This window comes from Hymenobacter sp. H14-R3 (assembly GCF_030063445.1).
GTDB lineage: Bacteria > Bacteroidota > Bacteroidia > Cytophagales > Hymenobacteraceae > Hymenobacter.
Map to the genome: position 1 here is coordinate 1 of NZ_JASITD010000039.1, position 12,867 is coordinate 12,867.

A 12,867-nucleotide genomic window follows, 5' to 3' on the forward strand; every position below is an offset into this window, starting at 1 on the left:
CCGGCCAGCAACGCCCGTGCATTGCTGGCCGGGCCCGCCCGCCGGAGCTTGGGGGCCAGGGGCCTTCTACCAGAAAACAGCGCACTTTTGCTACGCCTACCCCTGACCCGGCAAATGGGCCGGCAAGCAATTACTATGGCCGTGCGCTCAGCTCAAAACCCCGCCCACAACTACCGGCACGTGGTCGTCATGGGGGCGTCGGCGGGGGGCGTTACGGCCTTGTTGGCCCTGGCCAAAACGCTGCCGGCTGATTTTCCGGCCCCCATTTTTATTGTGCTGCACGTGGGGGCCGATTTGCCCTGCATGTTGCCGCAGCTGCTGAGCGCCGTTGCGAAGCTGCCGGCCCGGCACCCGCAAAACGGGGAGCTTATTGCGCCAGGAGTGCTGTACGTGGCCCCGCCCGCCCACCACTTGCTGCTGGCCGGCAACCGGGTGCTGGTAACGCAAGGCCCGCAGGAAAACGGGTTCCGGCCGGCCATCGACGCCCTATTTCGCTCGGCGGCCGGTGCGTATGGCCCCCGCGTGATTGGGGTGGTGCTCACGGGCTACCTGAGCGACGGGGCCCAGGGGCTGCGGCTGGTGCAGCAGCACGGCGGCCTGACTATTGTGCAGGACCCGCGCGATGCCGAGCAGCCGGATATGCCCACCCACGCCCTGGCCCTGACAACGCCCGACTACCTCGTGCCGCTGGCCCAGCTGGGCCCCCTGCTCGTGCGCCTGACTAGTGTCGTTGAGTAAATAACTAATTGATTGTCAGATAATTATAAAATAGCTTGCGCAGGCAGCTGTATGCCGGTGAGCCCCCGCCAGGCGGGCCGCGCTGGCCAAGGCCCAGCTGGTTGGCAACCTGGATTACTGCGGTGGCACCTGACAAAGGTCATCCCGCACGGATGAGGTTTGTCAGCTAAAAGCGGGGGTGGGCGCGCCTACTTTTGGGTGACCTGTTTTTTCCTCACCCGATGGTTTATTTCCCTGATATGGTTGCTGCGGCGTTGGCTGTTGGGCGGCGGCTGGCCGCCCCCAGGCCATTTTTGTGGGCCACCCCCGCGCCGCTAGCCCGGCCGTGGTAGCGCTGCCGCAAGCGGGGCTGCCGCGCCCGCCGCAAGCCCGTAGCGCCCCAAAAGCGCCGCTTGGCGCCGCCCTGAAAATCCTCTGGGTGCTGTGGGCCACCCTGGTGCCGGGCCCCAATGTGCACGCGCAGGCCATGGCAGTGGAAACCGTGCCGCCGCTCGCCTTTGGGGCCATGTTTCGGCAGTATCCGCAGGCCCGGCAGGTGACCTGGCGCCGGTTTCAGAACTGGTTTCAGGCCAGCTACACCCAGGGCCAGCGCCGCCGGCTGGTCAGGTTTAGCAGCAGCGGCGACGTGGAGGCCACGGGCCAGGATATGGCGCTCAGTGCGCTCTCACTCCCCATAAAGTACACCCTGACCAAGTACTACCCCACCCGCACTTTTTGCCGCGCCATGGAGGTGACCAATGCCCGCACCGGGGGCCTCACCTACGAGATTGCCACCTGCGAAACGGCCCTCAGCCGCACTATTACGCTGACGGCCGACGGCCGGAAAATACCCCGCCCCGACTAGCCGGGGGCACGCACGTGGTGCGCAGCGTTTTGGCGTAGGTGGGCTCGCCGCCGGCTGGCCAGGGGCAGCCATGGGCAGGGAGACAGGCAGGGGGTAGCCTGATAAAAGTCAGGTAGTAAGCCAATAATCGTCAGGGCATTGCGAAGCGATAGGGCGGAAATTTGTGGTCTGCCAACCTCCTCCTTTCGGCCGGGCAGCGGCCAGTTCCTTAGCCCCCTTTTCCCATGCAAACCCTGGAAACCTTTGCCCCGCCGGCCACGGCTGACTACCTGTCGGACCCCGAGATTACGGCCGCCATCGAGCTGTTTTTTCTGACTAAAAATGGCGTGCCCGCGCACTTGGTTGACGTGGCCACCCACGGCGGCATTGTGAAGCTGACCGGCATCACCGACAACCTGCTGGCCGCCGAGCGGGCCGAGGAAATCGCCCTGGCCGTGCGCGGCGTGCGTGGGGTCGTCAACGAGCTGGTCATCAGCACGCCCGACGTGCCCAATGACGAGCTGCACCACGCCGTGACCCAGGCCCTGGCCGCCGACCCCGCTACCACCGACTACAACGTGGCCTGCACCGTGGCCGGCGGCGTAGTGACGCCCACCGGCGTGGTGCAGTCGTGGGCCGAGCAGCAGCTGGTGCTGCGCGTGCTGCGGGGCGTGCGCGGCGTGCGCCGCCTGGTGGCCGACGAGCTAACCATCCGCTGGGGCGAAATTCAGAACTCGGACGAGGAAATCAGCACCCAAATCCGCGAGCTGCTGGCGTGGGATATCCGCGTGTTCAGCAACGAGGTAGTAGTGCGCACCACCAACCGGGTGGTGCACCTGAGCGGCACGGTGGGCACCGCCGCCGAGCGGGCGCAGGTGGTGGCCGTGGCCTACCAGGCCGGCGCTACCCGCGTAGATGCCCGCGACCTGTTTGTGGCCTACTGGGCCATCAGCAGCGATTTGCGGCGCGAAAAATTTGCCCAGCGCAGCGACGAAGACATTGCCCAAGCCGTGCTCGATACCTTCTGCTTTGACCCGCGCGTGCGCGCGTACCAGCCCGTGGTAGTGGTGCATAATGGGGTAGTTACGCTAACCGGCGAGGTAAGCAGCCTGCGCGCCAAGCAAAGCGCCGAGCGCGACGCCCGCCACGTGGTGGGCGTGTGGAACGTGCACAACCTGCTGAAGGTGCGCACCCGCTGGTTCACGCCCGATGTGGTGGTGCAGCAGTCCATTCTCGACGCGCTGGCCCGCGACCCCTACGTGGGCGTTTTCGGGTTTGAGGTGCGCGTGCTGAATGGCCGCGCCCACCTCGATGGGCGGGTCAATAGCCACTTCGAGCAGGCCCAGGCCGCCGAGGTGGCCAGCGGGGTCAACGGCGTGGCCGAAGTCGAAAACAGCGTGCGCGTGCTGGGCAGCACCGGCTTTGCCGGGCCACCCGCCGCCTGGTACCCCGGTGCGCTGCGCCCGGCTGCGCACCCCAATTCGGACTTTGCGCTGGCCGAGCGCATCCGCATGCTGTACTTCTGGTCGGCCAGCCTGCACAACCAGGACGTGGCGGTGCTGGTCGAAAACGGCCGCGCCCGCCTCGCCGGCACCGTCGATACCTGGCTCGACCGCGAGCAGGCCGCCTTCGATGCCTACGAGGCCGGCGCGCAGCACGTCACCAACGACTTGCTGCTGGCCAGCTCCCAACTCCGTTAACCCAAGGCCATGCGTTCCTCCATCCACACCGGCCGGGCCACGGCTAGTCGCCCCGCTGCGGCCCAGGTGAGCCCGGCCGCCCTGCGCATTGCCCAGGAAGCCGATGCCACCATGACCCCCGACGGCTGGGGGGCCGACTACGCCGGGCCGGGTTTGCTGGCCGAAGCGCCGGCGGCCAGCCCCAGCCAGGGCGAAGTCTTGCGGCATTCCTCTGGGCAAGTAATTGCTATTCAGCAGAATAGATTCAAATCTTCAGTTCCTTCTGAGCTATGACTCCCTCCATCCTCGTGCTGGCCAATTTGCCGGAGGCCGCCGCCCACACGGCGCGCTACGCCGCCACCCTGGGCCGCCCGCTGGGCCTGCGCCTGGCGCTGCTGCACTGCTACCTCTACCCCACGCTGCTCGAACCAGCGCTGGTGGGCGAAGTAGTGGCGCAGCTCGACCGCAACGAGGCCGAAACCCTGGCCGCCCTGCGCGCCCTGGCCCGCCGCCTGCCCGTGCCCACCGAGGTGCTGGAAGCCACCGGGCTGCTGGACGACGACGTGGCCACCGCCGTGCGCCGCTACCGCCCGCTGCTGCTGGCCATGGGCCTGGGCCCCGAGCAGGGGCTGCTCGATGAGCTGCTGCGCAGCCAGGTGCTGCCCGTGCTGCGGGCCACCGGCCGGCCGGTGCTGCTGGTGCCCGCCGCTACGCCGGCCCCGGGGGTGCCGCGCCGGGTGCTGGTGGCCGTCGATGGTGAGCCCTTTGCCCTGGCGGCAGCTTCCCGCAACCTGAGCGGGCTACTGGGCTCGTGGGCAGCTACTTACACGGTAACCCATGTGCTGCCCGGCCCCGGCGCGGCGGCCCGGTCGAGCCACCTGGCCCTGGCCGATGTGCAGGCCAGCAAGCTGCTGCCACCCGCCACGCCGCTGAGCTTGTATGAGGTGACCGACGCGGCCCCGGTCACCGGCATCCTGCAGGCCCTGGCCGATACGCAGGCCGACCTGCTGGTGCTCGTTGCCCGGCCGCGCAGCTTCTGGAGCGACCTGTTTCACCGCAGTGTTACGGCCGCCGTGCTGCGCCACACCTGGGTGCCGGTGCTGCTGCTGCCAGCGGCGGGGTAGGGGATAAGTGATGAGCTACTGGCGGGTGCCTGTGAGCGGCCCTTGCATTTTACCTTGGTAAACAGCAAGTTGCGAAGCAGGCCCTGCAACACGCGGACGAGCACCACGTGTTGCGGCCCCTGAACTGGCAGTCGGGCCAGAAAGTGCTGCTGCCGGCCCCCATTACCCTCGCTCAGCTCGATGCGCGCCTGACAGATGTCAGCCCGCCCCTTGACGGACATCATGCCCGCGCCCGTGGGGGCCCAGTAGGTTTGTTGTTGGTTATGGCTAATTCTTTTTTCTCCACTCATGAGTAAGTTACTGCTAGCCGTGTTGGGCAATTACAATCAGCAACTGAGCGCCACCCTGACCCAGGCCGAGGAGCGTTGGTCCGGCTTGTCCATCATCGAAGACAAGGTGCTCTCCGAAGAAGAGGTGGAGGAGCGCCGCCGGACGCTGCTGTTGGCGATGGCTTATCTCGACCAGCTTAAGCAATTGCTCAACCGCCACGCCAACCAGTCGGGGGCGATGGCCCCTTAAGAAAGCCACGCCCCACCAGGCAGCGCGCCGGGAGGGGCGTACTGCTCGGTTGAACCCCGGCTGCTGTATGGGTGCTCCTTGCCCGGCTGCGCTGCGCTATTGGGGGCGTTATTGCACGGCGGCGGCCGGCGGCGGCGCTACACCCCGGTGCGGCGGCCGGCGGCGGGGTAGGGGCGGGCCAGGGCTGAGGAAAACCAGAGCATAAGCCGCTTCCTGCGTAGAAAGCAGTAAATCTGTTTTTTACCGCTTGGCAGCCACCCTATGGAAATCCTTCTTATTCTTGCCCTTATCGTGCTCAACGGCGTGTTCTCCATGTCGGAAATTGCCCTGGTGTCGGCCCGCAAGGCGCGGCTGGCCGCCGAGGCGGCGGTGGGCGATGCGCGGGCCGCGGCGGCCCTCACGCTGGCCCAGGCCCCCAACCGCTTTCTGTCGACGGTGCAGATTGGCATCACCCTCATCGGCATTGTTACGGGGGTGCTCAGCGGCTCGGGCCTCACGCGGGGCCTGGAAGGGCTGGTGGGCCGGGTGCCGGGGCTGGGGCCGTATGCGCAGCCGGTGGCCGCCACCCTGGTGGTGGTGAGCATCACCTACCTCTCGGTAGTGGTGGGCGAGCTGCTGCCCAAGCGCATCGGCCTGGCCAACCCCGAGGGCATTGCCAAGCTGGTGGCCGGGCCCATGGGCTGGCTCTCGCGGCTGGCCACGCCCTTTATCTGGCTGCTGAGCGTGTCGAGCGATGGGCTGATTAAGCTCTTGCACATCGAGACGAACGCCGATGGCAAAGTGACGGAAGAAGAGATAAAAGCCCTGGTGCGGGAAGGCGCGTCGGAGGGTGCGATTCAGGAAATTGAGCACGATTTGGTGGACAACGTCTTTCGGCTGGGCGACCGCCGCGTGGGCTCGCTGATGACCACCCGGGCCGACCTCATCTGGCTCGACGTGCGCGCCGACGTGGCCGCGCTGCGCCAAACCGTGCTCGCCCACAAAGCCTCGGTGTACCCGCTCGGCGAGGGTAGCCTCGACCAGGTGCTGGGTACCATATCCTCCAAAGACCTGCTCAGCGACGACCTCAGCCAGCAGCTCGGGCGCCTGCGCGAGCTGTGCCAGGCGCCCGTGTACCTGCCCGCCGCCACCAAGGCCTACCACGCGCTGGAGCTGTTTCGGCGCTCGCGCCGCCACCACGCGCTGGTAGTGAACGAGTACGGCAGCGTGCTGGGCCTGCTCACCATCAATGACCTGTTTGACGCGCTGGTGGGCGACATTGCCCAGGAGCCCGACTCGCAGGAAGTGGTGCCGCGCGACGATGGCTCCTTTTTGATTGACGCGCAGCTGCCCTTCGCCGAGTTTGCCGAGCGCTTCCAGCTCACGGCCGCCGAGCGCCAGGGCCTCACGGGCTTTAACACGCTGGGCGGCTTCCTGCTCCAGCTGCTCAATGCCGTGCCCCAGGTGGGCCAGCACATCACCTGGCAGGGCCACTACTTTGAGGCGGTGGACATGGACCGCAGCCGCATCGACAAAATCCTGTACCGGCCCAAGGTGGTGGGCTAGGCTAGCGGGCGGGCGGCCCTGCCGGGAGAGGTGCGCTACCTGACAAAAATCAGGTAATGGGGCAATTGTTGTCAGGGCCTTGCCACGCCCTGCCCCGGACCTTTATGCGTAGCCCGCTACCTGCCCCTGAGGGGGCCGGGCGGGGCATTCGCAGCATAAAACACCCGCTTTATGGACAAGGATTTGCAAGGAAAAACCGCCCTCGTTACGGGGGCCGCTTCGGGCATCGGCCGGGCCGTGGCGCTGCTCTATGGGCAGCACGGGGCCAAGGTGATGGTGTCGGATATCGACGAAGAACAAGGCCGGCAGGTAGTAGCCAAACTGAAAGCCGCCGGGGCCGAGGCCCGCTTTTTTAAGGCCGACGTGGGCGACCCCGCCCAGTGCTACCGGCTGGTGCAGGAAACCGTGGCCGCCTTCGGCACCCTGGACATGGCCTGCAACAACGCCGGCATCACGGGCGAGCTGAGCCGCACGGCCGACTACTCGCTGGATGGCTGGCAACGCATTATCAACGTGAATCTTAACAGCGTGTTCTTCTGCCTCAAGTACGAGCTGGAAGTGATGCTGAAGCAGGGCGCGGGGTCCATCATCAACATGTCGTCCATTCTGGGGCAGGTGGGCACGCCCACGCTGGCGGGCTACGTCACGGCCAAGCACGGCGTTATCGGCCTCACCCAAACGGCCGCCCAGGAGTACGCCGCCGAGGGCATCCGCATCAACGCCGTGGGCCCCGGCTACATCGACACGCCGCTGCTCAAGGATTTCAGCGCCGAAACCAAGCAGGCGCTGGTGGCGCTGCACCCCATTGGCCGCCTGGGCCGCGCCGAGGAAGTGGCCGAGCTGGTCATCTGGCTCAGCTCAAACAAGGCCTCATTCGTGACTGGCAGCTACTACCCCGTCGATGGCGGGTACCTGGCCCGCTAATGACGCGGCGCTTGCGCAAGCGCCGCGAGCAGGCGGGCCCACCCCCAACCGGACGACCCTGAACGCCCGTGCTTGCGGTGCTCGCGCACGAAGCGAAAGCTTCGCGCTACTTTCCTTCTAACCCCTCAAAACTCTACCACCCCATGAAAATTGCCGAACACACCCTGGAGCACGAACTCGCTGGCAGCCTGGAAGCTAACCTCAGCGGCCTCACCCCCAAGCACACCCGCCAAATGCATAAAAAGGTGGCCGGCTCGGTGCAGAAGCTAGCCAAAAGCTTTGCCCGCCTGCTGGCCAAAGAGCAGCGTGCCCGCGACAAGCAGCAGCGCCGCGCCACCAAAGCCTCGGTCGAAAACCTGGTGCTGAAGCTGCACGAGCTGCTGGGCCAGCCCGCCGCCGCCGCGCCGGCCCCACTGCGGCGGGCCGGCACTCTGGCCGCGTGAGGCCGCCCGCCGCCGCGCCGGCCCCGGCTGCTACGGAATTTCTTGCGCTTACCTGCTCGAAGAGCCAGCCCGGCGGCGCGAGGCCGGGTTGTGCTGGCGCACCCAGGCAGCGGGGGCCGGCGAGCTGGTTTGCTACCCGGCCCGCAAGTGGGCCGGGCCGGCGCTTTTGGGAATCGGGCGCGGGGCGGCACGCGCGGCGATGGCGCTAGTGACAGTAGCAGGGTAGTAGTGCGCGTGACTCCGGCCGGCGAAGAGCGGCGGGTAGCGGGGCTCCGGGAGGGGCCCTGTTTGCGCGTAAGTAATTAAAAATTAATTGATTAACCAAAATAATCCATGTCCGCTACCCTGCTTGCATCCCCCATCGCCCGCCCCGCCCTCACGCCGCTTTCCCCCGAAGTGCTCCAGCGCCTCGATGCCTACTGGCGGGCGGCCAACTACCTCTCGGTGGGTCAGATATACCTGTGCGACAACCCCTTGCTGCGCGAGCCCCTGCAACTGGCGCATATCAAGAAGATGCTGCTGGGCCACTGGGGCACCACGCCGGGCCAGAACTTCATCTACACCCACCTCAACCGCATTATCAAGCGGCGCGACTTGAACATGATTTACATCTGCGGGCCGGGGCACGGCGGGCCGGCGGTGGTGGCGGGCACCTACCTGGAGGGTACCTACAGCGAGGTTTATCCGAATATCAGCCAGGACGAAATCGGGCTGAAACGGCTGTTTACGCAATTTTCCTACCCCGGCGGAATTTCCAGCCACGCCTCGCCCCAAACGCCGGGCTCCATCCACGAGGGCGGCGAGCTGGGCTACTCCCTCAGCCACGCTTTTGGGGCCGTGTTTGACAACCCCGAGCTGCTGGTGGCCTGCGTGATTGGCGACGGCGAGGCCGAAACCGGGCCCCTGGCCACCGCCTGGCACTCCAATAAGTTTCTCAACCCGGCCCGCGATGGCGCGGTGCTGCCCATTCTGCACCTCAACGGCTACAAGATTTCCAACCCCACGGTGCTGGCCCGCATCACGCCCGAAGAACTCGACCAGCTGCTGCGCGGCTACGGCTGGGTGCCCTACTACGTGGAGGGCCACGAGCCCGCGCTGATGCACCAGGCCATGGCCGCCGCGCTGGAAGAGGTGGTCTGCGACATCCACCAGATTCAGCAGCGCGCCCGCGAGCACGGCGACCTCACCCGGCCCCGCTGGCCCCTGATTGTGCTGCGCTCGCCCAAGGGCTGGACCGGCCCGAAGGAGGTCGATGGCGTGCCCAACGAGGGCACCTTTCACTCGCACCAGGTGCCGCTGGCCGTGTCGGCCAGTGCCCCGCCCGAGCACCTGGCCCAGCTGGAAGCCTGGCTGAAAAGCTACAAGCCCGAAGAGCTGTTTGACGAGGCCGGCCGCCTGCGCCCCGAGCTGGCCGAGCTGGCCCCGCGCGGCGAGCGCCGCATGGGCGCCAACCCCCACGCCAACGGTGGCCTGCTGCTGCGCGACCTCCACCTGCCCAACTACGGCGACTACGCCGTGGCCGTGCCATCGCCGGGCAGCGTGGAGGCCAGCGACACGGGCACGGTGGGCCAGTTTCTGCGCGATGTGCTGAAGCTGAACGCTGCCCCGCGCAACTTCCGCATCTTCGGCCCCGACGAAACGCTGTCCAACAAGCTCGATGCCGTGTTTGAGGCCACCAACCGGCAGTGGGAGGCCGCGGTAGAAGTCAACGACGAATTTCTGGCGCCCGAGGGGGGCGTGATGGAAATGCTGAGCGAGCACCAGTGCGAGGGCTGGCTGGAAGGCTATCTATTGACTGGCCGCCACGGCCTGTTCAACAGCTACGAGGCGTTTGTGCACATCGTAGACTCGATGTTCAACCAGCACGCCAAGTGGCTGAAAATGAGCCTCGAAATTCCGTGGCGGCGCAATATCGCCTCCCTCAACTACCTGCTGACTTCCACCGTGTGGCGGCAGGACCACAACGGCTTTACGCACCAGGACCCCGGGTTTATCGACCACGTTATCAACAAGAAAGCCAGCATTGTGCGCGTGTACCTGCCGCCCGATGCCAACTGCCTGCTCTCGGTGATGGACCATTGCCTGCGCAGCCGCCACTACGTGAACGTGATAGTGGCCGGCAAGCACCCCGCCCCGCAGTGGCTGAGCATGGACGCCGCCCGCACCCACTGCGCCGAGGGCATCGGCCTCTGGCCCTGGGCCAGCACCGACGCCGGCCAGGAGCCCGATGCCGTGCTGGCCTGCTGCGGCGACGTGCCCACCCTCGAAATATTGGCCGCCGCCAGCATCCTGCGCGAGCACCTGCCGGAGCTCAAAATCCGGGTCGTGAACGTGGTTGATTTGCTGAAGCTGGAGCGCAGCACCGAGCACCCCCACGGCCTGGACGAGGCCGATTACGATGCCCTGTTTACCCGCGACAAGCCCGTCATCTTTGCCTTTCACGGCTACCCCTGGCTGGTGCACCGCCTCACGTATAACCGCGCCAACAACCAGCAAATGCACGTGCGCGGCTACAAAGAGGAAGGCACCATCACCACGGCCTTCGACATGACGGTGCTCAACGATATGGACCGCTTTCACCTGGTGATGGATGTGCTCGACCGCGTGCCCCAGCTCGGCAACAAGGGCGCTTACCTCAAGCAGTATCTCAAGGATAAGCTGGTGGAGCACAAGCGCTACATCGAGCACCACGGCGAGGACATGCCCGAAATCCGCAACTGGCAGTGGAAAGCCTAGCACGCCGAATGAAAGAGGGCGAGTGCATGATGAGGAGCGGCAAGATGACCATGCACCCCGGCATGATGAAAATGGGCAACATGAAAATGTAGGGCCACGCGCGTAGCCGGCCCGCTTGGCCGGGCATTACCCTTGGCAGCGGGCCCGTTGTGGCCCGCTGTCCCCCCCCCCCCCCTTTTTTCGCTGCCTCCGGCCCCATGACGCCCTCCCCCGAACCGACGACTGCCCCACCGAAGCCCGTTTCGGACACCTCGGCCAAGCCTACTCCGGCGGCCCCGGCCAAGCCCGCCCCGGCGGTGGCCCATCCGGCTAAGGCCAAGAGCCACCGCCAGCTGGGCCACGGCCCCATGGGCGGGCACGACCACGGGGCCATGCTGGCCGACTTTCTGCGCCGCTTCTGGATATGCGTAGCGCTGTCGGTGCCCGTCATCGGCTTGTCGAGCATGTTTCAGCAGCTGGTGGGCTACCACCTGGTGCTGCCCTACGGCACACCGGTGGTGCTGGTGCTGGCCACGGTCATTTACGTTTATGGCGGCTGGCCTTTCTTCAGCGGCACGGTGCGGGAGCTGCGCAGCCGGCAGCCGGGCATGATGTCGCTGGTGGCGGTGGCCATCACGGTGGCCTATGGCTACAGCGTGGTGGTGCTGCTGGGCTGGCTGCGGGGCACCGACCTGCTGCTGGAATTAGCTACGCTGATTGACATTATGCTGCTGGGCCACTACTTCGAAATGCGGTCGGTGGCTGGGGCCTCGCGGGCGCTGGAGCTGCTGGTGCAGCTGCTGCCCGCCGAGGCCCACCAAAAGCAGGGCGACGCCCTCAACGACGTGCAAGTGAGCGCCTTGGTGGTGGGCGACGTGGTGCTGGTGAAGCCCGGCGAGCGCATGCCCGCCGATGGCGAGGTAACGGCCGGCAGCAGCGCCGTGAACGAGAGCATGCTCACCGGCGAGAGCACGCCGGCCCCCAAGCAAACGGGGGCCAAAGTCATTGCCGGCTCGCTCAACGGCACGGGCGCGCTCACGGTGCGCGTCACGCACCAGGGGGCCGACAGCTACTTGAGCAAGGTGGTTCAACTGGTGGCCGAGGCCCAGCAAACCAAGTCGCAAACCCAGACCCTGGCCGACCGCGCCGCCGGCTGGCTCACGGGCCTTTCGCTGGTGGCCGGCCTGGGCACGCTGGCCGCGTGGCTGTGGCTGGGCAAGGGTGCGGCCTTCGCCATCGAGCGCATGGTGACGGTGATGGTCACGGCCTGCCCGCACGCGCTGGGCATGGCCATTCCGCTGGTGGTGGCCATTTCTACCTCCATTTCGGCCCGCAAGGGCCTGCTCATCCGCAACCGCACCGCCTTCGAGGAAGCCCGCAGGATTACGGCGATGGTGTTCGACAAAACCGGCACCCTCACCGAAGGTAGCTTCGGCGTAACCCGCGTGCAGGTGCTGGCCGCCGGCCTCGACGAGGCCACCCTGCTGGGCACCGCCGCCGCCCTGGAGCAGCAGTCGCAGCACCCCATTGCCCAGGGCATGGTGGCCGAAGCCAAAAAGCGCAGCCTGCCGCTGCCCGCCATTCAGGATTTTAAGTCGCTGACTGGCAAAGGGGTAGCGGCCACCGTGAATGGCCAGGCGGTGGTAGTAGCTAGCCCCGGCTACCTCCAGGAAAAGAACATCGCCCTGCCCCCGGATGCCGTCAGCAACGGGGCCGAAACGGTGGTGTTTGTGCTGCTTGATGGGCAGCTGGCCGGCTACGTGGCCCTGGCCGACCGCATCCGCCCCGACTCCAAAGAGGCCGTGCAGCGTCTGCAGCAGCAGGGTATAAAAGTGTACATGGCCACCGGCGACAACCAGCAGGTGGCCGATGCCGTGGCCAAAACCCTGGGCCTGGATGGCGTGTATGCCGAAGTGCTACCCGACCAGAAGGTAAAGATTGTCAAGGACTTGCAGGCCCAAGGCCAGTTTGTGGCCATGACTGGTGACGGCGTGAACGACGCCCCCGCCCTGGCCCAGGCCAACGTGGGCATTGCCGTGGGCTCGGGCACCGACATTGCGGCCGAAACCGCCGACATCATCCTGGTCAACAGCAAGCCCACCGACATCACCAACCTGGTCGAATTTGGCAAGGCCACCTACGCGAAGATGCGCCAAAACCTGTTCTGGGCCACGGGCTACAACGTGGTGGCCGTGCCGCTGGCCGCGGGGGTGCTCTACCCGCATTTCGTGCTCAGCCCGGCCATGGGCGCGGTGCTCATGAGCGTGAGCACCGTTATCGTAGCCCTGAACGCGCAGCTGCTGCGCCGCGCGCTGAAATAGGCCCGCGCGGCCGGCCAAAAGCCCGCCAGGCAGAAT

General features: G+C 66.4%; 12 protein-coding genes. All 12 read left to right on the plus strand.

The window, feature by feature from the left end; all coding sequences use genetic code 11:
• The first annotated feature begins 141 nt into the window (after positions 1-141).
• The 12 genes from QMK33_RS21710 (at position 142) to QMK33_RS21765 (ending at position 12,831) form a co-directional block, all read left to right on the plus strand.
• Positions 142-738, plus strand: a complete 597-nt coding sequence (locus tag QMK33_RS21710) for a chemotaxis protein CheB (protein ID WP_283566726.1) — start codon at positions 142-144, stop codon at positions 736-738.
• 295 nt (positions 739-1,033) lie between these two features.
• Positions 1,034-1,582 carry a hypothetical protein gene (locus QMK33_RS21715; RefSeq protein WP_283566727.1) on the plus strand — a complete coding sequence of 183 codons (549 nt, stop codon included), beginning with the start codon at positions 1,034-1,036 and terminating at the stop codon, positions 1,580-1,582.
• A gap of 224 nt (positions 1,583-1,806) precedes the next feature.
• The gene (locus QMK33_RS21720; RefSeq protein WP_283566728.1) at positions 1,807-3,261 is read left to right on the plus strand and encodes a BON domain-containing protein; all 1,455 of its coding nucleotides are present in this window, start codon (positions 1,807-1,809) and stop codon (positions 3,259-3,261) included.
• Between the two features lie 9 nt (positions 3,262-3,270).
• Positions 3,271-3,534 (plus strand): hypothetical protein, encoded by a 264-nt coding sequence (locus tag QMK33_RS21725; protein ID WP_283566729.1) that lies wholly within the window; start codon positions 3,271-3,273, stop codon positions 3,532-3,534.
• The gene (locus QMK33_RS21730) at positions 3,531-4,364 is read left to right on the plus strand and encodes a universal stress protein (RefSeq protein ID WP_283566730.1); all 834 of its coding nucleotides are present in this window, start codon (positions 3,531-3,533) and stop codon (positions 4,362-4,364) included. Before QMK33_RS21725 ends, QMK33_RS21730 begins: the two co-directional genes overlap by 4 nt.
• Before the next feature lie 107 nt (positions 4,365-4,471).
• Complete coding sequence (locus tag QMK33_RS23705) at positions 4,472-4,660, plus strand: hypothetical protein (RefSeq protein ID WP_502867090.1); 189 nt, start codon at positions 4,472-4,474, stop codon at positions 4,658-4,660.
• Positions 4,653-4,883: a hypothetical protein gene (locus QMK33_RS21740; protein ID WP_283566732.1), complete on the plus strand. Its 231-nt coding sequence runs from the start codon at positions 4,653-4,655 to the stop codon at positions 4,881-4,883. The genes QMK33_RS23705 and QMK33_RS21740 overlap by 8 nt, the downstream gene beginning before the upstream one ends.
• 261 nt (positions 4,884-5,144) lie before the next feature.
• Entirely contained in the window at positions 5,145-6,428 is a 1,284-nt protein-coding gene (locus QMK33_RS21745) for a hemolysin family protein (RefSeq protein WP_283566733.1), read from the plus strand.
• A gap of 171 nt (positions 6,429-6,599) precedes the next feature.
• The gene (locus QMK33_RS21750; RefSeq protein WP_283566734.1) at positions 6,600-7,352 is read left to right on the plus strand and encodes an SDR family NAD(P)-dependent oxidoreductase; all 753 of its coding nucleotides are present in this window, start codon (positions 6,600-6,602) and stop codon (positions 7,350-7,352) included.
• Positions 7,353-7,495: 143 nt separating this feature from the next.
• Positions 7,496-7,795, plus strand: a complete 300-nt coding sequence (locus QMK33_RS21755) for a hypothetical protein (RefSeq protein ID WP_283566735.1) — start codon at positions 7,496-7,498, stop codon at positions 7,793-7,795.
• A 333-nt stretch (positions 7,796-8,128) separates the two neighbouring features.
• On the plus strand, positions 8,129-10,531 hold the full coding sequence (locus QMK33_RS21760; RefSeq protein WP_283566736.1) for a phosphoketolase family protein: 2,403 nt from the start codon (positions 8,129-8,131) through the stop codon (positions 10,529-10,531).
• 197 nt (positions 10,532-10,728) lie between these two features.
• Positions 10,729-12,831 (plus strand): heavy metal translocating P-type ATPase, encoded by a 2,103-nt coding sequence (locus tag QMK33_RS21765; protein WP_502867091.1) that lies wholly within the window; start codon positions 10,729-10,731, stop codon positions 12,829-12,831.
• The last annotated feature ends 36 nt before the right edge of the window (positions 12,832-12,867 follow it).